20 protein-coding genes are annotated in these 20,525 nt (G+C 42.5%); 15 read left to right on the top strand and 5 right to left on the bottom strand.

The genetic code is table 11. The features are described from left to right. Positions 1-129: 129 nt before the first annotated feature. Positions 130-882 carry a DUF481 domain-containing protein gene (locus J3998_RS03435; protein WP_208148009.1) on the bottom strand — a complete coding sequence of 251 codons (753 nt, stop codon included), beginning with the start codon at positions 880-882 and terminating at the stop codon, positions 130-132. A gap of 287 nt (positions 883-1,169) precedes the next feature. Between J3998_RS03435 and J3998_RS03430 the strand changes: the two genes are divergently transcribed. From J3998_RS03430 to J3998_RS03405, 6 genes are all read left to right on the top strand, one after another. Further along, complete coding sequence (locus tag J3998_RS03430) at positions 1,170-2,123, top strand: acetyl-CoA carboxylase carboxyltransferase subunit alpha (RefSeq protein WP_208148006.1); 954 nt, start codon at positions 1,170-1,172, stop codon at positions 2,121-2,123. A 58-nt stretch (positions 2,124-2,181) separates the two neighbouring features. Further along, entirely contained in the window at positions 2,182-3,657 is a 1,476-nt protein-coding gene (gene tilS, locus J3998_RS03425; RefSeq protein ID WP_208148004.1) for a tRNA lysidine(34) synthetase TilS, read from the top strand. A gap of 173 nt (positions 3,658-3,830) precedes the next feature. Continuing rightward, positions 3,831-5,462, top strand: a complete 1,632-nt coding sequence (locus J3998_RS03420) for a CTP synthase (protein ID WP_208147994.1) — start codon at positions 3,831-3,833, stop codon at positions 5,460-5,462. After that, a complete protein-coding gene (gene kdsA / locus J3998_RS03415; RefSeq protein WP_208147992.1) occupies positions 5,462-6,301 on the top strand; it encodes a 3-deoxy-8-phosphooctulonate synthase in 840 nt (279 codons plus the stop codon). The genes J3998_RS03420 and kdsA overlap by 1 nt, the downstream gene beginning before the upstream one ends. A gap of 142 nt (positions 6,302-6,443) precedes the next feature. Beyond that, the gene (eno, locus tag J3998_RS03410; RefSeq protein ID WP_208147990.1) at positions 6,444-7,724 is read left to right on the top strand and encodes a phosphopyruvate hydratase; all 1,281 of its coding nucleotides are present in this window, start codon (positions 6,444-6,446) and stop codon (positions 7,722-7,724) included. Positions 7,725-7,831: 107 nt separating this feature from the next. Then, a complete protein-coding gene (locus J3998_RS03405) occupies positions 7,832-8,224 on the top strand; it encodes an FtsB family cell division protein (RefSeq protein ID WP_208147987.1) in 393 nt (130 codons plus the stop codon). Here the strand turns inward: J3998_RS03405 and J3998_RS03400 are convergent. Further along, the gene (locus J3998_RS03400; protein ID WP_208147986.1) at positions 8,221-8,766 is read right to left on the bottom strand and encodes a Smr/MutS family protein; all 546 of its coding nucleotides are present in this window, start codon (positions 8,764-8,766) and stop codon (positions 8,221-8,223) included. The genes J3998_RS03405 and J3998_RS03400 overlap by 4 nt on opposite strands. Positions 8,767-8,872: 106 nt before the next feature. On the opposite strand from J3998_RS03400, the gene surE reads away from it, so the two are divergent. The 4 genes from surE (at position 8,873) to J3998_RS03380 (ending at position 11,804) form a co-directional block, all read left to right on the top strand. Beyond that, positions 8,873-9,646: a 5'/3'-nucleotidase SurE gene (gene surE, locus J3998_RS03395; protein ID WP_208147973.1), complete on the top strand. Its 774-nt coding sequence runs from the start codon at positions 8,873-8,875 to the stop codon at positions 9,644-9,646. A gap of 25 nt (positions 9,647-9,671) precedes the next feature. Then, positions 9,672-10,370, top strand: coding sequence for a protein-L-isoaspartate(D-aspartate) O-methyltransferase (locus tag J3998_RS03390; protein ID WP_208147972.1), 699 nt, complete (start codon positions 9,672-9,674; stop codon positions 10,368-10,370). Beyond that, a complete protein-coding gene (locus J3998_RS03385) occupies positions 10,367-10,948 on the top strand; it encodes a YqaA family protein (protein WP_208147970.1) in 582 nt (193 codons plus the stop codon). Before J3998_RS03390 ends, J3998_RS03385 begins: the two co-directional genes overlap by 4 nt. Positions 10,949-11,216: 268 nt before the next feature. After that, positions 11,217-11,804, top strand: coding sequence for a M23 family metallopeptidase (locus J3998_RS03380; RefSeq protein ID WP_425086087.1), 588 nt, complete (start codon positions 11,217-11,219; stop codon positions 11,802-11,804). Between the two features lie 30 nt (positions 11,805-11,834). Here the strand turns inward: J3998_RS03380 and J3998_RS03375 are convergent, their stop codons facing one another. Beyond that, on the bottom strand, positions 11,835-12,209 hold the full coding sequence (locus tag J3998_RS03375) for an Mth938-like domain-containing protein (protein ID WP_208147966.1): 375 nt from the start codon (positions 12,207-12,209) through the stop codon (positions 11,835-11,837). A gap of 250 nt (positions 12,210-12,459) precedes the next feature. Between J3998_RS03375 and alaC the strand changes: the two genes are divergently transcribed. The 4 genes from alaC (at position 12,460) to thrC (ending at position 17,760) form a co-directional block, all read left to right on the top strand. Next, positions 12,460-13,656 (top strand): alanine transaminase, encoded by a 1,197-nt coding sequence (gene alaC / locus J3998_RS03370; protein ID WP_208147964.1) that lies wholly within the window; start codon positions 12,460-12,462, stop codon positions 13,654-13,656. 59 nt (positions 13,657-13,715) lie between these two features. After that, on the top strand, positions 13,716-15,026 hold the full coding sequence (locus tag J3998_RS03365) for a homoserine dehydrogenase (protein ID WP_208147962.1): 1,311 nt from the start codon (positions 13,716-13,718) through the stop codon (positions 15,024-15,026). Positions 15,027-15,117: 91 nt separating this feature from the next. Further along, positions 15,118-16,179: a hypothetical protein gene (locus tag J3998_RS03360; protein ID WP_208147959.1), complete on the top strand. Its 1,062-nt coding sequence runs from the start codon at positions 15,118-15,120 to the stop codon at positions 16,177-16,179. Between the two features lie 102 nt (positions 16,180-16,281). Continuing rightward, positions 16,282-17,760, top strand: coding sequence for a threonine synthase (gene thrC, locus J3998_RS03355; RefSeq protein ID WP_208147957.1), 1,479 nt, complete (start codon positions 16,282-16,284; stop codon positions 17,758-17,760). Between the two features lie 58 nt (positions 17,761-17,818). Here the strand turns inward: thrC and J3998_RS03350 are convergent, their stop codons facing one another. Then, positions 17,819-19,576 carry a single-stranded-DNA-specific exonuclease RecJ gene (locus tag J3998_RS03350; RefSeq protein ID WP_208147956.1) on the bottom strand — a complete coding sequence of 586 codons (1,758 nt, stop codon included), beginning with the start codon at positions 19,574-19,576 and terminating at the stop codon, positions 17,819-17,821. Positions 19,577-19,596: 20 nt separating this feature from the next. On the opposite strand from J3998_RS03350, the gene J3998_RS03345 reads away from it, so the two are divergent. Then, the gene (locus J3998_RS03345; RefSeq protein WP_208147945.1) at positions 19,597-20,259 is read left to right on the top strand and encodes a YqiA/YcfP family alpha/beta fold hydrolase; all 663 of its coding nucleotides are present in this window, start codon (positions 19,597-19,599) and stop codon (positions 20,257-20,259) included. 27 nt (positions 20,260-20,286) lie between these two features. Here the strand turns inward: J3998_RS03345 and J3998_RS03340 are convergent, their stop codons facing one another. Next, complete coding sequence (locus J3998_RS03340; protein ID WP_208147944.1) at positions 20,287-20,523, bottom strand: hypothetical protein; 237 nt, start codon at positions 20,521-20,523, stop codon at positions 20,287-20,289. Positions 20,524-20,525 lie beyond the last annotated feature (2 nt).

Below are 20,525 nucleotides of genomic sequence, written 5' to 3'. Positions count from 1 at the left end.
ACAGTAATAAGTGACCTTGAAGGAAACGCAGAATAAAGCCCCATTAACTTCAGCAAAGAGTTTGAAGCCATTTGGACTTATTGCTGTGTTTCCTTAAATCATTTGTTAAAAACAAAGTGATTTAATTGCCTAGAAATCAAAAACCAGTGTCAGCAATGTCTGCTTATCGACTTTCTCAGCACCTGCTGCCGGATCCGAGTTACGGCGATATTTAAAGCCGGCACTCAAACGCATTTTTTCAGCAAGTTTCACTTTTAGAGCGGAATTTGCTTCGATTTTCGTGTTTTTATCACTAATGCCAACCGTAGTGATTAAGTCCTGAGTGAAATCGACATTTTCATTAAAGGTATGAGTTAAATCCGCTTTAACACGCCCGATGGTATTATCATCGCTACCACCACCGAATGCTGTTGAGTAATCAACCGTTTGGTAACCTACACCAAGTTCACCGGTCAATTTGGTTGCATCGGTTTTATAAAGTGTGCGACCTAAACCGCCGGTGTAAGTTGAATCTAAATCAATTCCTTCAGAGAAACTCTTCTCAAAACGAGCGCCAAGAAAACTATAGTAAGTTTTAGAGCCGTTGTAATAGCGATTTCCTTGAAGATCAACAAGGTAGCGTTCTTGGGTTTTATCACCACCTTCCTCTTGGTAATTCGCTTCAATTAGCGACTTAATTTCAAAAACATCCTGAGTGTAGGAGAGCTTAAGAGAGGCATATAAAGAGGTACTTTCGGTGTTACCAGACATATCGCTGTAACCTAATTCGCCACTTCCTTTAAATCCATTTTCAGCCATAGCAGTCGAACTGCTGGCAGCCAGTAATGAAGCTAAGATTACTGAGTGGATATTTCTGTTTAGGCACTTTTTTGTTGAGTTCATGCTTATCCCTAACGATTGGTTGTTAATTTTCACCTGCCTATTATTAAGCATTTACTTATAAAGGTAAAATCTGAATATTAAAAAAACAGCGTTGAACAGATGGCCGCAGTATTCCCTTTTTATCAGATCTAAATACGATCATAAATAATCGGCCAGCTAAGACGCATGTTTGCTTTACCTGAAGTCATTTGGACTTATTCCGCGTTTCCCTAACACAAATTCAGTAACTGCCCGTTAACTTTGTTAAAATGCGCGCATAAATAAGCATTGTCTAGAGATGGAAACTTATGAAATTAGACTTTTTGGATTTTGAACAACCGATTGCAGAACTTGAAGCAAAAATTGATGAATTGCGCCATTTAGAAGGCGAAGACATGGATTTGATCCAAGAAATTTCTGCATTGGAAGAGAAGAGCGCTAACCTGACAAAATCGATTTTTAGCAAGTTAAGTGACGTACAAATCTCAAAGGTTTCGCGCCATCCGCAACGCCCGTATGCAACGGATTATATTCCTCTAATCTTTGATGAGTTTAAAGAACTTCACGGCGATAGAGCGTTTGCTGATGATGAAGCAATTGTTGGCGGTTTAGCTCGCATCGACGGTCAACCTGTGATGTTGATTGCGCAAGAAAAGGGGCGGGATACAAAAGAAAAAATTCGCCGTAATTTCGGTATGCCGCGTCCAGAAGGCTACCGTAAAGCCTTACGCCTGATGAAGATGGCAGAACGTTTCAATATGCCAATCGTAACCTTTATCGACACTCCGGGTGCTTATCCTGGTATCAATGCCGAAGAACGCGGTCAATCGGAAGCAATTGCTCGTAATTTAATCGAGATGGCCGAGCTAAAGGTTCCGATTATCTGTACTGTTATTGGTGAAGGCGGCTCTGGCGGAGCGCTGGCAATTGGTGTTGGTGATGTCACGATGATGATGCAGTATTCAACCTATTCGGTTATCTCTCCGGAAGGTTGTGCTTCCATCCTATGGAAAAATGCTGCAAATGCCCCCGATGCTGCTGAAGCGCTTGGAATCACGGCAGCACGCCTTAAAGAGTTAGGTTTAGTTGATAAAATTATTGATGAGCCTTTAGGCGGCGCGCATCGCAATTACCATATAGCTGCTGGTAATCTAAAAACAGCGATTTTAGGCCAATTGAGTGAACTAAAAACGCGTTCTAGTGAAGAGCTGCTGAAAAAACGCTATGACCGCTATATGAGTTACGGTAATTTTGAAGGTTAAAAATTCCTGACTTGCTATCATTGTTTTTGGGCTTTGATAGCAAGGATAATGATTGTAAATGAGTGAACTATTAACCCCATCCGCCTTAGCCACTAAAAGTCATTTCTACTGCCTCCATAACAGTTTGTCTAATCCTTGTGAAAAGCTGAAAACACCGCTTCTCTCCGATAGCGTGTTCCAGCAACATTTTCAAGATCTATTAACCTCCCAAATTTCTTTTGATTACGAAGAAGGTCGATCGGTCGTTATCGCTTTAAGTGGTGGCGTTGATTCAGTTGTTTTGCTGCATCTATGTAGAATTTGGCAACAAAAACAGCCAAATAATAAAATTCGTGCGATCTATATCAACCACAATTTACAGCCTGAAGCCCATGCCTGGGAAAACTTTTGTGGAGACATTTGTCATCATTGGCAAATTGACTTTGTAAGTCATCAAATTACGATTGAAAATCGCTCACGACAAGGCTTGGAGCAAGCTGCACGCAAAGCACGTTATAAAATATTGTTTGCACAATTACAGAAAAATGATGTCCTGCTTACCGCGCACCATCAAAATGATCAGGCCGAAACTTTTTTATTGAATGCGCTTCGCCAGACTGGCGTCACTGGGCTTGGCGCAATGCTGGCAGTGCAAAATAAAAATCAAAAATGGCATATTCGACCGCTACTTAATTTTTCGAAAGCTGAAATCCTTGGTTATGCAGAACGACATGACTTAATGTGGATTGAAGACGGTTCAAATCAAAATCCACAATTTCGTCGTAATTGGTTACGAAATCAAATTTTGCCGCAACTGCAAGAATCTATTCCAAATGCCTCTCAAAACTTGGCAAAAACGGCAGAAAACCTTCAAGAAGCGAGTTATTTGCTGAATAAGCTGGCAAAATTGCAGCTTAAAGATTCCGATTTTAATGAACTTTACCTAACAAGAAATGCAGAGTTAGATTGCTCAGAGCAGAAAAATGTTTTTCGTTATTGGCTACAAAATCATAGCGCTTATCCGATTAAACTAAATAATGCAGTACTGCAATGGTTGCAACAAAGTTGGTTGGATGAGCATCATTGCAGTGGTAAGTTAAAACTACCGGAAGACTTATCACTACGTGTTTTCAAAAATCGACTTTACTTGCTACCGGACGATTTGTCGAAACAGGAACAAAATAATAATTCCTCATTTTTATTGAGTAATGATTCTGCTGAAAGTAGCTCGGCTATTTGTTTTTTATGGCGTTTACCAGAGGAATCTATCAAGGCGGCCAATACTTTTGAGGTAATCACCTTAACTCAAGCCAAAACAATGAATTTGACATGGTATTCAGATAACAAAAAGCGTATCAAAACGTTCTTTCAATCCAATCAAATTCCAACTTGGGAAAGAGGCTTGTGGCCTGTTATGCTGCACAACAATACGGCAAGCGGTGAAATGGAATTTTTTATGCTTGGTATAACCAAGAAGCACCCATTGGAAGGTGTTAAATTCACCACAAGAACCGTTACTCAAAAACAATTATGGCGTTGGATGCAGCTACTTTAGTTAAATTGGCACTGAGGTAACGACCTAATCCTAAAAAACGATCGCTTAAGTCATGACGTTTTTTTGGGAAAGACATTGCTGAATAAGCACTTACTCGCTATAATGTGCATCCATTCTGATTACTTGAATTCTTATGTTTCAAGTTCTTTTTTTTTCTCTAAAAAGTGACCCTAATGACGAAATATATTTTTGTAACAGGTGGCGTAGTATCTTCACTTGGTAAAGGTATTGCAGCGGCTTCGCTTGGTGCTTTACTGGAAGCACGCGGCCAGAAAGTCAGCATGTTAAAAATGGATCCATATATCAATGTTGATCCAGGTACTATGAGCCCATTGCAGCACGGTGAAGTTTTTGTCACTGACGACGGCGCCGAAACTGACTTGGATTTGGGTCACTATGAACGTTTTGTTGAGCGTCATTTTACAAAGCGCAACAGTTTTTCGACCGGCCAGGTCTATGAGACGGTTATTCGCAACGAACGCCGAGGCGATTATCTTGGTGGAACCGTTCAGGTCATTCCTCACATCACCGATGAAATTAAGAATCGTATAAAATCCGCAGCGGCTGGTTATGATGTTGCTCTGGTTGAAGTAGGCGGTACCGTTGGCGATATCGAATCCCTGCCATTCTTGGAAGCAATTCGTCAATTAAGCATTGAAGTAGGGCGTGCTAATTCATTATTTATGCACCTAACTTTACTTCCATATATTGCCGTTGCAGGTGAAGTAAAAACCAAGCCGACTCAACATTCCGTTAAGGAGTTACGTTCAATCGGTATCCAACCTGATATTTTGGTATGCCGTTCGGAGCAAGCACTTGAGGACAGCGAGAAACGCAAAATTGCACTGTTTACCAATGTTGAAGAGCGTGCGGTAATCAACTCTTTGGATGCTCGTAGCATTTATGAAGTGCCACGTATGTTGCATGAACAAGGTTTAGACAATTTAGTCACTGAACGTTTAAATATCGACGCCAAGCCGGTTGATCTATCGGATTGGGACGAAGTGGTTAATGACCAGCTTAATCCTGAGAGAACAGTCGATATTGCCATGGTTGGCAAATACACCGACTTGACTGAGGCTTACAAATCATTAATTGAATCTTTGATTCACGCAGGCATCCACAGTCGCACTAAAGTCAATATCGATTACATCGATTCCGAGGAGCTGGAAAGTACGGATCTGTCCGCTATTAAAGACAAAGATGCAATTCTGGTTCCTGGTGGTTTCGGTGAGCGCGGTGTTGAAGGTAAAATCAAAGCAATTCAGTTTGCTCGCGAAAACAAAGTTCCTTATTTGGGAATCTGTCTGGGTATGCAGATGGCCGTTGTTGAATACGCTCGCCATGTTGCAGGCCTTGAAAAGGCACACTCAACAGAGTTGAACGCACAAACTCCGCATCCAGTGGTTGCGCTTATTACGGAATGGACCGATGAAGACGGTAATGTTATTGAGCGTGACGAACAAACTGATCTTGGCGGTACCATGCGTCTTGGCGGGCAACAATGTCAGCTTGCTGAAGGCTCTAAGATTGCTGAAATTTACCAAGCAACTAATATCCGCGAGCGTCACCGTCACCGCTATGAAGTAAACGACGGTTATATTGCTCGGCTGGAAGAAGCTGGTCTAAAGTTCGCCGGTCGTTCAGAAGACGGTACTCTGGTTGAAACGATTGAAATTCCTGAGCACCCTTGGTTTGTGGCGTGTCAATTCCACCCGGAATTCACTTCTACACCACGTAAAGGCCATAAGTTATTTAGTGCCTTTGTCAATGCGGCAAACACTCACAAACAAGGTAAATCGTAATGCAGCTATGTAATTTCCAAGTCGGTTTGGATCGGCCTTTATTTTTAATTGCCGGGCCTTGTGTTATTGAGTCTGAAGAAATGGCGATGAACACAGCCGCAGCGCTGAAAGAATTGACCGATGAGCTAGACATACCTTTTATCTATAAGTCTTCTTACGACAAAGCTAACCGCTCCTCAACTTCTAGCTTCCGTGGTTTAGGAATTGAAGAGGGGTTACGTATTTTGCAAAAAGTAAAAGACGAAATAGGCGTACCGGTATTAACTGACGTGCATGAAGACACGCCACTGGATGAAGTCGCTTCTGTTGTCGATGTAATGCAAACCCCTGCGTTTCTAGTTCGTCAAACCAACTTCATCCAAAATGTCTGTAAGCAAGGTTTGCCGGTTAATATCAAAAAAGGCCAGTTCCAAGCGCCTTGGGATATGGATCAAGTCGTGGCAAAAGCGCGTGAAGTCGGTAATGAAAATATTATGGTTTGTGACCGTGGAACCTCTTTTGGTTACAACACTCTCGTTTCTGATATGCGCGGTTTGGCGCAAATGCGTTCAACGGGTTGCCCTGTGGTGTTTGATGCTACCCACTCTGTGCAACAACCGGGTGGTCAAGGAACCACCTCTGGTGGCCAACGCGAAATGGTGCCGGTTTTGGCACGTGCCGCAATTGCGGCAGGGATTTCAGGTGTCTTCATGGAAACACACCCTGATCCGCAAAATGCATTAAGCGACGGGCCAAACATGTGGCCGCTTAATAATTTAAAACCTTTATTGGAAACAATGAAGGAACTTGATCAAGTCGTAAAAAAACACGGCTTTATTGAAAATAGTCTTTTAGGCTAATATCCGGTTTTAAGCCCTGAAAACCTTGTTTTCGGGGCTTTATTTTGTTAATTCATCTGACTGTCACACTTAATCGTTAGCATGACGCCTAAGGCACAGTAAGAAAAGATTTTTAAGTTTTTGTTAAACCATAGGAAAAGCAATGTCATTAATCAAAGATATTAAAGCTCGCCAAGTCATTGACTCTCGCGGTAACCCAACCGTTGAAGCGGACGTGATTCTGGAAGACGGCTCAAAAGGCCGTGGTATTTCACCTTCAGGTGCTTCAACCGGTTCTCGTGAAGCGATTGAACTACGTGATGGCGACAAATCTAAATTTGGTGGCAAAGGTGTGTTAACCGCAGTTAACAACATCAACACAGAAATCAAAGACAAGCTAGTAGGTATGGACGCTTACGACCAGAAAGCAATCGATACAGCAATGATCGAACTAGATGGCACAGATAATAAAGGCCGTCTTGGTGCAAACGCAATTCTTGCAGTATCTATCGCAACTGCTCAAGCAGCAGCAGCGTCTAAAAACCTACCACTTTACGCTTATCTAAAAACGGATGAGTATAAAATGCCGGTACCGATGATGAACATCATCAACGGTGGTGAGCATGCAGATAACTCGGTTGATTTCCAAGAGTTCATGATTATGCCGGTTGGCGCGCCAACCATGTCTGAAGCACTACGTTACGGCGCAGAAGTTTTCCACGCACTGAAAAAAGTACTGGGCGACAAGGGTTACAATACGGCAGTTGGTGATGAAGGTGGTTTTGCACCGGATCTAAAATCAAACGAAGAAGCGCTACAAGTTATCCTAGAAGCAATTGAAGCAGCGGGTTACAAAGCAGGCGAAGACATCATGATTGCAATGGATGCAGCCTCTTCTGAACTTTACAAAGACGGTGTTTACACCCTAGCTTCTGAAGGACGTACTTTGACCTCTGAAGGCATGGTTGACCTACTTTCTGAATGGGTAACTAACTACCCAATTATTTCTATCGAAGACGGTCTAGACGAGTCTGATTGGGATGGTTTCAAATACCAAACAGAGAAAGACGGTAAACGCTTGCAGATTGTTGGTGACGACCTGTTCGTAACGAATCCTAAAATCCTTGCAGAAGGCATTGAGAAGGGAATCGCTAACTCGATCCTAATCAAAATCAACCAAATCGGTACCTTGACTGAAACTTTCGAAGCGATTGCTATGGCTAAGAAAGCGGGGTACACAGCGGTAGTTTCTCACCGTTCTGGCGAAACTGAAGATACCACGATTGCAGATATTGCGGTTGCAACAGGTTGTGGTCAAATCAAGACCGGCTCTATGTCTCGTACAGACCGTATTGCCAAATACAACCAGCTAATCCGTATTGAAGAAGAGCTAGGTGACGCGGCAGTTTACCCAGGTAAAGCTGCGTTCTACAACTTAAAATAATTACTTAGTTTTAAGTTTGTACCGAAAGCGCCAAGGGATTTGATTCCTTGGCGCTTTTTTTGGTTAAAATAACGGCAAAAATTTTATAACTTACTTATGAGTGTTCGATGCGACTTAATCTCGTTATCATCGGTGTATCCGTACTTTGTGTGTATTTTTTTATTCGTTTATTAATGGGCGATAATGGCTTTTCGGGTTTATGGAACAATCAGAAAGATGTCATCGCAATTAAGGCCGAACTTGAAGCACTGCAAACTGAAAATATTGAATTGAAACAGCAAATCAATGCTTTACGTAATTCATCTGAAGGGATTGAAACTCTTGCAAGAGAAAATCTCGGCATGATTAAGAAAAATGAGATATTTATCGAAGTCATTTCAGTGACACCAATGATGCCAAGTGCGGAAAAATTGCCTATTGATAGTGAAGGCAATGTCATTGATAGTGTTATTGAAGAGGAAAGTAGTGCTCCGCCGGAGATTATTTCCGATAAAAATTAAGATGCTTTCAACAAAACATTCACCGCACCGACACCGCCGTCTTTTTCTGCTGCAGACGTAAATGCAATCACCTGAGGGCACTGTCTTAGCACTTCATTGGTTAAATTCTTTAATACCGGATATTCACTATCCGAGTTGTAGCCTTTACCATGCACAATACGTAAAAAACGTGCTCGATAATTGATTGCCTCAGCCAAAAAGTCATTCAACAATTTTTGAGCCTGATCTTGAGTGTAACCATGTAAATCTAGCACGGATTCCACTCTGAAATCCCCTTTCTTCAATTGCCTTAATTCTCTGGTCTGAACACCTTGCTGAGCATAATCCAATTGTTCGAATGCCGTGACTTTTGAGAATTCTTGATAACGATTTAATTGCAGACTTTTATTGGGTTTAACTTGTTTGCGCTTCAGTTTCCGTAACGTCTGCTGACTAGCTTGTTGTTGCTTGCTTCGATTATATTGGTTTACTTTTTTAGTGTTCTTAAGCGGCATCACATCTTGCATTGCTTCAGTAAAGAGATTTTCATCCTGCTCACTCATGAATAATTCCTTAGGTTCTTTTGCTTATTTAGCGGCTTATCGGTATATTATTAGCCTAAATTACAGCTTGGCTGGATTACCATTTAATAGGGTATATTGTAACGGAATGAAATTACTGATCTCCAATGATGACGGCTATTTTGCCCCAGGTATCCAAACACTGTTTGCCGCCCTAAAAAACCAACCTAATCTTGAATCGATGACTCTGATTGCCCCTGATCGTAATCGCAGTGCAGCCAGCAATTCGTTGACCTTGTTAAACCCTCTGCGGATGCAGCCGACTTCCAATGAAGAGAACGGCAAATTCCGTCAATTCCACGTTAATGGAACACCGACCGATTGTGTACATCTTGGCGTTAATGGCGCACTTGGCTTTCAGCCGGACATGGTCATTTCAGGAATTAATGCCGGTGCCAATATGGGTGATGATGTGATTTACTCTGGTACCGTAGCCGCTGCTACAGAAGGGCGCTTTTTAGGAAAACCGTCAATTGCTATTTCGCTGTGTGGCGATAAACATTTTGATAGCGCAACGCATTTCTTTTTAAAAATCTTTGCTGATCTAGAGCAACTAAATTTAAGTGCCGATAGCATTCTCAATATTAATGTTCCAGATTTGCCAATTGAGCAAATTAAAGGCATTAAAGTCACTCGTTTAGGGCGCCGTCATGCCTCTGAACCAGTTGTTTCTCAGCTTGATCCGCGAGGTTTGCCTATCCACTGGATTGGCCCTGCTGGTGTCGCAGCCGATTCGGCCGAAGATACCGATTTTCATGCCGTTGAAAATGGTTATATTTCGATTACACCTCTAAAAATCGATCTTACAGACTACCAAACCTTACATTCTTTGCAAAACTGGGCGCATAAACTTGATGCTTAACCTTTTCCTAGGAAGATTCTAATCAATGATGTCATATACCGGACAACCGTTAAGAGCAGAAATTTGCCAACAGTTTGATGGCGTCGGTATGACTTCCCCGAGAACTCGACAACGACTAATCGAGAACCTAAAAAAGCAAGGGTTTTTACAATCTGGATCCGTTGCCGATGCAATGAATATGATTCCTAGGCATCTTTTTGTTGATCCCGCTTTTGAGCACCGTTCATACGAAGATTGTGCCTTACCAATTGGTCATGAGCAGACGATCTCTCATCCGTCTACTGTTGCAATGATGAGCCAATGGCTTTTAGCGGAAAAACCAATCAATAAAGTTTTAGAAATCGGCACCGGTTCAGGTTACCAAACCGCTATACTATCTGCCTTATGTCAAGAAGTGTACACGGTTGAGAGGATTCCGGAGTTGAGTCAAAAGGCGCATGCAAAATTACATCAGTTACAGGCAGGAAATATCCATTTCTATACTGCCGATGGTCATTGGGGATTGCCTGATCTAGCCCCTTTTGATGCAATTATTTCTGCCGCTTCACCGGAAGAACTACCGGCGGAATTGGTTTCCCAACTTAAAGATGGAGGTCGTATGGTTATGCCTATCGGCAGCCAACCTCAACACCTCTATGGATTTATTCGACATGGAGACACCCTACAACAAACTTTATTGGGGGATGTCAGTTTTGTTCCAATGCGTAAAGGAGTTGCGCAATGAAAATTTTCTCTCCACTGTACAATAGGGTTTTACAGTGGTCAGCTCATCCAAAAGCACCTTATTACTTAGGCGGTATGAGCTTCGCAGAGTCATCTTTCTTCCCGATTCCTCCAGATATCATGCTAATGCCAATGAGTCTGGCAAAACCTCAGCAAGCCTTTTGGTTCGCATGGATTACGACGATATTTTCGGTTTTAGGTGGCCTGTTAGGCTACACAATCGGTTATTTCGCGATGGATTTTATTACTCCTTTGATTACTGAGATGGGATACCAGGAAAAATTAGATTCTGCCAATGCATTTTTTGCTGAATACGGTGTATGGGTGGTTTTTATCGCGGGCTTCAGTCCAATTCCATATAAGGTGTTTACCATTACTGCCGGGGCAAGTTCGATGGCATTATTGCCGTTTATTATTGCCTCCTTTATTGGTCGCGGCGCTCGTTTCTACTTAATTGCCGCATTAATGAAATGGGGCGGAGCCCCTTTAGAACCCTTAATTCGTAAATGGGTCGACTGGATTGGCTGGGCATTCATTGCTTTGATTTCACTAGCCATCGGCTGGCATTATTTGGGTTAATTACATAAATATTTTTACTATGCCTTATACCATAACAAAATCATTTAAAACCATCGCCACAAGCAGTTTTTTACTTGTCTCTGCAATTTTTCTCAGTGCGTGTAGCTCGCAATTAAAGTACGATCCCTCTGCACAAAATGATGGCCGAAATGCACCTGATATAAAAGGGACACAGCCGCTGTCTAATGGCTCTTGCCCAAACATTTATATTGTTAGTCCTGGTGATAGCCTAAGCAAAATTGCAAATAAATGTAATGTTTCGCTTGAATTGTTACAGGAAGTAAACGATATCCGTCGTGCAGACTTAATTTACATTAATCAAGAACTGCGTATTCCTAACCAAAGTAGCCAAGCCGAAAATAAACCAACAGCATATCAAGATGAGACGCCGCAAACGGTTACGCAACCAACTAGTAACACGCAAGTTTATAGCCGAGATCAATCGAGTTATCAGCCGCAATCGATAGACGGTAGCAAAAAGAAGGGGTTTGACTGGCTTTGGCCAATGAACAAACAAACCGACTATCGTTTTGTTCGCGATGACAAAGGGATTAGTGCGCTAGAAATATACGGTTTTGTCGGTCAAAGCGTATTTGCAATGGCTGAAGGGCGAGTCGCTTTTGCCGGCGATGGCATCAGTGACTTGGGGAATATGGTGATGATTCGCCATCCTGACGGCAAACTGTCCGTGTATGCGCACAACGACAAACTCTTTGTCAAAAGAGGCGACCAAGTTAAGGCCGGACAAAAAATTGCCGCCATGGGTTCAACCGGCATTACTCAAAGGCCAAAACTCTACGTGGAAACCCGCTATCAAGGGCAGAAGATCTCAATTAAGAAAATACTGAATAATTAACGGTTAGGGCGCTAGTTTGGCGCCTTTTTATTATTCCTCAAAAATCAATGCCAAGACAACGTCTCGATCTTCAGTGGTAATAACATTATAGGTTCGACAGGCAGCGTCATTTGCCATCACCTCTAGACCAATCCCTTGACTGGCACAAAAAGCGAACAGTTCGATATTTGGGAAAACCTGCCGTTCTCCGGTTCCTAAAATAATCACTTCAGGCTTGGTATCAATAATGGGTTCTAAGTGCTCAACTGCTAATTCTTTAATGTGTGTTACAGGCCAGTCAGCAATAATTTCATGCTGAGTAAAGAACAGGCTTTTACCGTAGACATCCGCATTAATTTTCACTTCACCTTGCTGGTAACTTTTAACCACATTAATATTGGAATCTCGGTGTTCGCTAAATTTCATTTGAATCCTTTCTGTTTGATCATGCATACAAATCCTAAACTAGAAAAGGTTTACGACAGCACACATTCGATACATATCAATTGCCTGTATTAAAGCGGATTTGAGCACTTTTTTCAATTGACGAAAAACTTTGATGCTGTATCATTATCTTCTTTAATAAACCCCATAATTTTTCTCATTTTTAGGTTAGTTCGAGAGCGGTGACCATGCGGGTTCCGTCACTCAACTATCGGTTTGAAAGGCATTTTTCGTGGCTAACGAATTTCAAAGAATTCAAAGACTTCCTCCTTATGTTTTTAACATTACCGGAGAACTTAAAGCAGAAGCACGTCGTCGTGGTGAAGACATTATCGATTTCGGCATGGGTAACCCAGACCAAGATACTCCGAAGCACATCGTAGACAAACTTATTGAAGTAGTGCAGCGCGAAGGAACTCACCGTTATTCGGTTTCGCAAGGTATTCCTCGTCTTCGTAAAGCAATCTGTAATTGGTACAAAACAAAGTTTGATGTGGATCTGGATCCTGATAGTGAGGCGGTTGTAACCATCGGCTCTAAAGAAGGTCTGGCTCATTTGGCGCTTGCCACAGTAGAAAAGGGCGACACCGTTCTAGTTCCAAATCCCGCTTACCCAATCCACCCTTATGGATTCGTGATTGCCGGTGCGGATATTCGTCATGTCCGTATGACGCCTGAAGTGGACTTCTTTGAAGAATTAGAAAAAGCCATCAAAGATTCTTGGCCAAAACCAAAGATGTTGGTACTTAATTTTCCCGGAAACCCAACAACAGAATGTGTTGACCTAGAATTCTTTGAGAAAGTTGTTGCAATCTGTAAAGAGCATAAAATTTGGTTAATCCACGATTTAGCCTATGCAGATATCGCATTTGACGGTTATGTTGCGCCATCAGTTCTACAAGTCGAAGGGGCCAAAGATATCGCGGTTGAATTCTATACACTTTCTAAAAGCTACAATATGCCTGGCTGGCGTGTCGGCTTTATGGTTGGCAACCCCGAACTGGTCCACGCACTTAAGCGTATGAAATCCTATCTTGATTACGGTACTTTTACGCCAATTCAAGTAGCGGCAATTACCGCGCTTGAAGGACCTCAAGACTGTGTACAAGAAATCTCTGACATGTACAAATCGCGCCGCGATGTTCTATGCCAAGGATTAAATGCCATTGGCTGGGAAGTCACGCCACCAAAAGCGACCATGTTCGTCTGGGCCAAAATCCCAGAGGCTTATCGCGAAATGGGGTCACTCGAATTCTCTAAAAAGCTACTTACCGATGCAAAGGTTGCAGTGGCACCAGGTATTGGTTTCGGTGATTATGGTGATGACCATGTACGTTTTGGTCTAATCGAAAACGAACACCGTACACGTCAAGCGATTCGCGGTATCCGCGACATGTTCCGTAAAGACGGACTCATCAAACAAGATTAATTTCAAAATGTGGCTCTGCGTATGCTTGAGCCATTCATCAACAGGATTACACTCACACTATGAAAACCTTTAAGATTGGTCTATTAGGTCTTGGTACCGTTGGCGGAGGCACGGTCAATATCTTGCAAACAACTCTCGACGAAATTCAACGTCGAATAGGGCACAATATTGAGGTCAGCATTATCGCGGTCCGTGACTTAAATCGTCCACGTCCGGTCGACACAACGGGTATTACCATGACCGATAATCCTGAAAATGTAATCAACCATCCTGAAGTTGATATTGTTGTTGAGTTGATGGGTGGCACGGCACTAGCAAAAGATCTATTAACTCAAGCGATTAAAAACGGTAAACACATTGTTACCGCCAACAAAGCGCTGATCGCCGAGTTTGGTAATGAACTATTTGCTCTAGCAAATCAAAACAATGTGATTGTTAACTACGAAGCGGCAGTTGCCGGCGGCATTCCAATTATTAAAGCCATACGCGAAGGTTTAGCAGCCAATAAAATCGAATGGCTAGCAGGGATTATCAATGGTACCGGTAACTACATTCTGACCGAAATGGCGCAACCGGGTGCGGACTTCGAGAAGGTACTGAAGACGGCTCAAGAACTTGGTTATGCTGAAGCTGATCCGACATTTGATGTCGAAGGCATCGATGCAGCGCACAAACTAACCATTCTTGCTTCGGATGCTTTTGGCATTGAATTGCAGTTCAATAAAACCTACACCGAAGGGATAAGCAAAATCAGTGCACAAGACATTCAGTTCGCTGATTTGTTGGGTTACAAAATTAAACATCTAGGTATTGCCAACCGTACCAAAAACGGTTTTTCACTGCGTGTTCATCCGTCACTGGTTGCTAAAGATGTTTTGATTGCAAATGTTGATGGTGTCATGAATGCTGTTATGGTGAAAGGTGATCATGTCGGTCCAACTATGTATTACGGCCCTGGCGCCGGTGCAGGACCAACTGCAAGTGCCGTAGTTGCCGATATCATTGATGTTATTCGTGCTCAGTCACAAAATGTTGATGACCGCGTTCCAGGTCTAGGGTTCCGAACCGATAGCTTAACTCAAGCGCCGGTTGAATCGATTGAAGAGATTACTTCAGGCTACTATTTGCGCTGTTTTGTTAATGACCAGGCTGGCGCCTTAGCAAAAATTTCTGCAACCTTGGCTGACTATCAAATCAGCGTAGAGCAATTACACCAAGAGCCATCGGAAAATAATCCGGACGATGCAACGCTAGTAATTATTACCGATAAAGTCAAAGAATCGGTATTAAACCAAGCGTTACAAAAACTGATTGAATTAGATGTGGTAGATTCACAACTGCAAAGAATTCGTGTTGCTGATCTGGGCTAAACTGTCTCGATTATTTAATATCACTTCTATAAAACAAGCCAGTGATTTCACTGGCTTTTTTGTCACTATATTTTTTGATTAAGGACTTTCTATGAGTCGGCCAGCTTCTAAACAGATCAATTCAATGACGCTATGGGTTCCAGGTCTTTTGCATCCACAACGTATAGACGAAGCAGGATCTTCATTAGCGAATTTACAACTAGCGGCCTTACAAAAACTGCTCTCTAAAGCTGATTACCGTGTCACGAAAAAACGTGACTTTGAAGAGCAGGCTTGTTATCTATTTCATCAACAATCTCATTTACCGAGTGCTGCGCTGCGTGCGTCTGTTTTAGTTCCTTCAGCGTTCCAACAAGCACCAAACGATTTTTGGCTAAGCATTGACCCCGTACAGATGATTCCAGATCGCGACACGCTGGTGTTAATTCCCGCAAAGGATTTAGCCATTACCAAGCAAGAATCTGAAGCTTTGCTAGACGCATTTAATCGGCATTTTGCCGAAGATAAGGTACAAGTGTTATATGGCGCTCCTGATCAATGGTTTATGCAAATTAAACAGCCGATTGACTTGCAGTCCACCAGTCTGACAAAAGCAGCCTACCAAAGCTTAAACAATGCATACCCGAGAGGTAATGCTGCTAACTACTGGCGCCAATTAATTAATGAAACCCAAATGCTGTTCTATACCCACCCAGTTAATGAACAACGCCGTGATAACGGCTTACCGGAAATTAATAGTATTTGGCCTTGGGGAGAAGGGAATCTTTCAGCTGCTCAGATAACACCACGCAGTAACGCGACAATATTTACAGATTGCGAATACCTGCAAGGTTTAGCTCTCGCAACCGGTGCGCAACGTTTCCCGCAGGTAAATTCCTACCAAGAATGGCAGACAAAAACTAAAAATGGCAATAACTTCATTTACTTAGATAGTTTAGCTGAACAAATTCCACAAATGCAGGCGACAGAATGGCTACAAGCGGTTCAGAAATTTGAAGAAGAATGGATGAAGCCGGTATTGTCTGCACTAAACAACAAACAGCTGGATTCAGTATTTCTTGATTTAGGTGCCAATAAACAGTTTTATCTTACCGCCAAATCTTTAAAACGCTTTTGGCGTTGGAACAAAAAGCTTACTGCACTGTGTAATTAAACCTGTCTAAAACTAGGCTTATGAACACAGCAATTACAGCAAACTTTCGGTATAATTCCGCAAATTATTGAAATCATAACGAATTGATTAATAAGGTACCCCATGAACTTTATTGAAACCCGTGGCAATGACGGTCAAAAACCAACGTCCATCACTTTCTCTCAAGCCATCTTGAGCCCTATGTCATCTTTTGGCGGCATTTACTCACCTGAGTTTTTACCGACACTACGCGAAGAATTCTTAACCGATCATGTCAATTCCGGTTATAAAACGCTAGCTAAAGACCTACTTAAAGCATTTGAAGTCGATATTGCCGATAGTGTTATCGACGAAGCACTTGCACTGTATGACAAGTTCGACGACCCGAAAAATCCGGTTCCGGTGGTTAAAGTTTATGATGATCTGTATGTCAGTGAACTATTCCACGGGCCGACGCGTGCTTTTAAAGATATGGCTCTACAGCCTTTCGGCAAAGTGCTATCTGCCGTTGCGCAAGAACGTAATGAAAAGTATCTAATTCTTGCGGCCACTTCCGGTGACACGGGGCCTGCTGCTTTAGAGACATTCAAGAACCGTGATAATGTTCAAGTTGCTTGTCTATATCCTGACGGCGGTACTTCTGATGTGCAGCGTCTGCAAATGGTGACTGAAGATGCCACGAACTTAAAAGTTATCGGTATTCACGGCGATTTCGATGATGCGCAAAGTGCTCTTAAATCACTGTTGGTTTCTGAAAAGTTTAATGCAGCACTAAAAGAGCACGATATTTCCCTGTCTGCGGCAAACTCAGTTAACTTCGGCCGCATTATCTTCCAGACCATCTACCACGTTTACAGCTATCTTGAACTGGTTCGCCAAGGCGCAATCGAAATGGGTGACCAAGTTTATCTAAATGTTCCAAGTGGCAATTTCGGTAATGCTTTAGGTGGTTACTACGCGATGAAGATGGGATTACCTGTTAAGCAGATTCATATCGCATCTAACAGTAATAATGTACTGACGCGCTTCATCACGACAGGAGAGTATGATCTTCGTGAATCTTCGGTAATCCCGACTACATCACCGGCAATGGATATTCTTAAGTCATCAAACGTTGAGCGTATCTTATTCGACATGTTTGGCGCTGAGCGAACTAAAGCGTTGATGTTACAACTTGATAACGACAAATATTACAAATTAACGGCTGAAGAATTAGCGAAAGTTCAAGAAATCTTTGCGGCTGACTTCTGTTCAGACCAAGAAGGCTTGGATTACATCAAGCAAGCGTTTGAAGTGAATTACTTAATGTGCCCGCATACTGCGACTTGCTTCAAGGTTTATGATACGCAACGTCAGGATAAAACGATTAAGACCATCGCTTATGCAACCGCTGAATGGACCAAATTCTCACCAAATATCGCACTGGCGATCACTGGTGAAAAACCGGAACACGACAAAGAAGCTTTGGAAATGATTGCCGGAAAAGCAGGTGTTCAAGTTCCAGAACAGATTGCTTCACTATTCAGCAAAGAAATCACTCAAAAGACAATTGTTGATAAGACTGAAATCGATAATGCGATTCTTGATTTCTTAAATCAATAAACACTTTTCGATGCAAAAAACCGCCTTAATGGCGGTTTTTTTCTGGAAGCTATCTTCGTTAAATCGCTTTAGCACTGGAGATTCGTAGTTGCAAACTGGTGCGTCCCATAAAGTTATTCAGTGCCGGTTGGTAAGCGCATTCAATCAAGTCACCGCTATCAAACGGTAAAGCGTCTCCTTGACTATTCAATGCATTAAAATAAATTGCGCTGAACTTCTGTCGATCTTCACTCAGAAGTTTCATCGACAAATGCAATTTAGTTTGTCCAACCACTTTAACAAAATCAACGATAAAACGACCTGCAAAAACTGGTTTCGGCCATTCTCGTCCGAAAGGTTCTAAGAGAGATAATTCTTCAATCAATGACGGTTGTAACTGCCAACTGCTTAAGGCGCCATCGGTTTCAATAATCGGATAGGGTGCTTCCGGCAGTTGTAATTGCACAGCCCGTTCAAATAATTCAGTAAACTGCTCATAGCGCTCAATTGGAATCATACAACCGGCCGCACCTTTATGCCCGCCCATGGATTTAAATAACTGTGGCTCTTGTTCACTCATCCACTGGAAGGCCGCACGTAAGTCCATTTCCGGCACAATACCGCGGCCGCTTCCGGCTAAGAACCCATCTTCCAAATCGGTCATGGCGACGGTCGGAACACCGTATTTTTCCCCGATACGGGACGCGATAATCCCTTGAATACCGGCATTACCTTGCATTTTAATTGCCAAACTATAACGGTCTGGATGATATAGCTGTTCAGCTAAAGTCTTGGCCTGTTCAAGCATCTCTTCCTGCTGCGCTCGACGGTTCTGGTTGTCTTCGTCTAGCTGTTGCAGATAAAACGCCGCTTGCTCGGCAGAAGGCGAGGTCAGAAAATGGTAAGCGGTAGTGACATCACTGACACGGCTTGCCGCATTGATACGCGTCGCAACCTGAAAACCGAGGAATTCAGCATCATAAGGTTGTTCGTTATTGTCATTTAGCTGGCGCATCGCCTGCCATGCTGGAATAGTAAATTGATTAATTTGTTGAAGACCGGCACGAACGATAGCCCGGTTATTCGGGCTTTTTAGGCTAACACTATCTGCAACGGTACCTAAAGCCACATTACAAGCCAAAGGCTTTAAACTGCTAGCATCGGCTGGTAAGAAGCCGGCTTTAATCAGTTCCTGGCGAACTTGCGTCATCACTAAGAAAATAACGAAGCAACCGGCAATGGTCTTATCGTAATTGCAACCTTCTTGCTGCGGGTTAACCGTGCAAATCGCACTCGCAGGAACCCCTTCTAGTGGCATCTGGTGATGATCGGTAACGCAAACCTCAATACCTGCATCTTTAAGACGCTTGATTCTTGGCTCATCGCTTGAACCTTGGTCAGCGGAAATAACCAACTCGACCGGTTTGTCGATTGTTAAAATTCTATCGACTACCTCTTCAGTGATACCATAACCACTGGAGCGCTCACCAATAATGTGTTCAACACGCTGAGGAGCAACGCCGAAAAACTCGATTAGAGCCGTTTTTGCTACCCAAGCAGAAGTAACACCATCGGTATCGTAATCCGTTGCTAACACAATTTGCCCAGAGCCTTGTATGGCCTTGGCAATAATTTTTGCAGCATGGTCTGCATTCTTTAACTGTGCTGGAGATTGCAGGTTTTTCAGCTGCGGAGTGACAATGGCCTGCATATGCTCAGCATCGTCTAAACGATTAGCAACTAATTTAGCCTGCAAATCACTTAGCCCTAGCATTTTTGCTTGCTGGAAAACTTGGGGGTTGGTTTGGCGTTCGACTATTTTCGGCTGTTTTATCATAGCAAAGGATTGTAACAGAGATGGCTAGTGAAAATACGCCCTCTACAATAAAAAGCACACAAATCAAGAGCCTGTACTTACACGGTTTTTTAAGCAGTGGCAAATCACAAAAAGGGCAGTGGTTATTGACAGCCAATCACTCGAAAACTGAGCCACCACTTGGTGAGTTATATTGTCCGACATACAGTCAAAAAAACCTTCTGGAAGGTGTTCAATCTATTCAAGAACAGTTGCTATCATGGCGTGAAAAAGGACATCCGTTACTATTAATAGGTTCATCCTTAGGCGGTTATTTAGCACAATATTTTGCACACCATTTCAATTGCCCTTATGTGATGATCAACCCGGCATTAAACCCTGTCAGTCTTCTATCGGATTATTTAGGTACCCATCAAAACCCTTATACAAATGAAACAGTGGTAGTGGATGAAGAATTATGCGGACAGTTACAAAGACTTAATATCTCGACTTTAAACCCTAAGCTACCGAGTTTATTACTGGCGGACCATGATGACGAAGTGGTCGACATTGAATTTGCCGTTCAATTGTATGCAAATAAACTGAAAGACAAACATAGGACGTTTATTTATCCGGGAGGCACTCATGCTTTTACGCATATGCCCGAAGCATGGCTAGAAATACAAAAATTTATTCAAGTTATGCGAGAAGAGAGTGTTTTTTGAAGTGAAAAGCATGGGAAGTAATTAAGTTTATGCCTTTATATCTAACAATTGTCCAAGCAATAAATCTTCTGTTTTTAATACTTTAACCAAGGCTTCGATATCTGTCTGCGCCATTTTGTTGTCAATTAGAGCATTGGCGGTGTTATCAAAACTCTGTTGAGGTTGAATAATGGTTTGCGTGTTATCCGCTAAACGATTGAAATTTTGCTGGATTCCTTGATAAGCAGTCATTCCAGCATTGCTAACAGCATTGATTGAATCCATTT

Source organism: Thiomicrorhabdus marina, assembly GCF_017571465.1.
GTDB lineage: Bacteria > Pseudomonadota > Gammaproteobacteria > Thiomicrospirales > Thiomicrospiraceae > Thiomicrorhabdus > Thiomicrorhabdus marina.
The sequence above is the reverse complement of the archived record's forward strand: the minus strand, read 5'-3'. Positions and strand labels throughout refer to the sequence as shown.

Coding starts and splice junctions, on each gene's coding strand:
- J3998_RS03360 (WP_208147959.1), top strand. CDS start 15,118: ATGAGTCGGCCAGCTTCTAAACAGATCAATTCAATGACGCTATGGGTT.
- J3998_RS03430 (WP_208148006.1), top strand. CDS start 1,170: ATGAAATTAGACTTTTTGGATTTTGAACAACCGATTGCAGAACTTGAA.
- J3998_RS03345 (WP_208147945.1), top strand. CDS start 19,597: ATGGCTAGTGAAAATACGCCCTCTACAATAAAAAGCACACAAATCAAG.
- tilS (WP_208148004.1), top strand. CDS start 2,182: ATGAGTGAACTATTAACCCCATCCGCCTTAGCCACTAAAAGTCATTTC.
- J3998_RS03405 (WP_208147987.1), top strand. CDS start 7,832: ATGCGACTTAATCTCGTTATCATCGGTGTATCCGTACTTTGTGTGTAT.
- J3998_RS03385 (WP_208147970.1), top strand. CDS start 10,367: ATGAAAATTTTCTCTCCACTGTACAATAGGGTTTTACAGTGGTCAGCT.
- J3998_RS03350 (WP_208147956.1), bottom strand. CDS start 19,576: ATGATAAAACAGCCGAAAATAGTCGAACGCCAAACCAACCCCCAAGTT.
- J3998_RS03435 (WP_208148009.1), bottom strand. CDS start 882: ATGAACTCAACAAAAAAGTGCCTAAACAGAAATATCCACTCAGTAATC.
- J3998_RS03420 (WP_208147994.1), top strand. CDS start 3,831: ATGACGAAATATATTTTTGTAACAGGTGGCGTAGTATCTTCACTTGGT.
- J3998_RS03390 (WP_208147972.1), top strand. CDS start 9,672: ATGATGTCATATACCGGACAACCGTTAAGAGCAGAAATTTGCCAACAG.
- thrC (WP_208147957.1), top strand. CDS start 16,282: ATGAACTTTATTGAAACCCGTGGCAATGACGGTCAAAAACCAACGTCC.
- J3998_RS03400 (WP_208147986.1), bottom strand. CDS start 8,766: ATGAGTGAGCAGGATGAAAATCTCTTTACTGAAGCAATGCAAGATGTG.
- J3998_RS03340 (WP_208147944.1), bottom strand. CDS start 20,523: ATGGATTCAATCAATGCTGTTAGCAATGCTGGAATGACTGCTTATCAA.
- J3998_RS03375 (WP_208147966.1), bottom strand. CDS start 12,209: ATGAAATTTAGCGAACACCGAGATTCCAATATTAATGTGGTTAAAAGT.
- J3998_RS03365 (WP_208147962.1), top strand. CDS start 13,716: ATGAAAACCTTTAAGATTGGTCTATTAGGTCTTGGTACCGTTGGCGGA.
- surE (WP_208147973.1), top strand. CDS start 8,873: ATGAAATTACTGATCTCCAATGATGACGGCTATTTTGCCCCAGGTATC.
- kdsA (WP_208147992.1), top strand. CDS start 5,462: ATGCAGCTATGTAATTTCCAAGTCGGTTTGGATCGGCCTTTATTTTTA.
- eno (WP_208147990.1), top strand. CDS start 6,444: ATGTCATTAATCAAAGATATTAAAGCTCGCCAAGTCATTGACTCTCGC.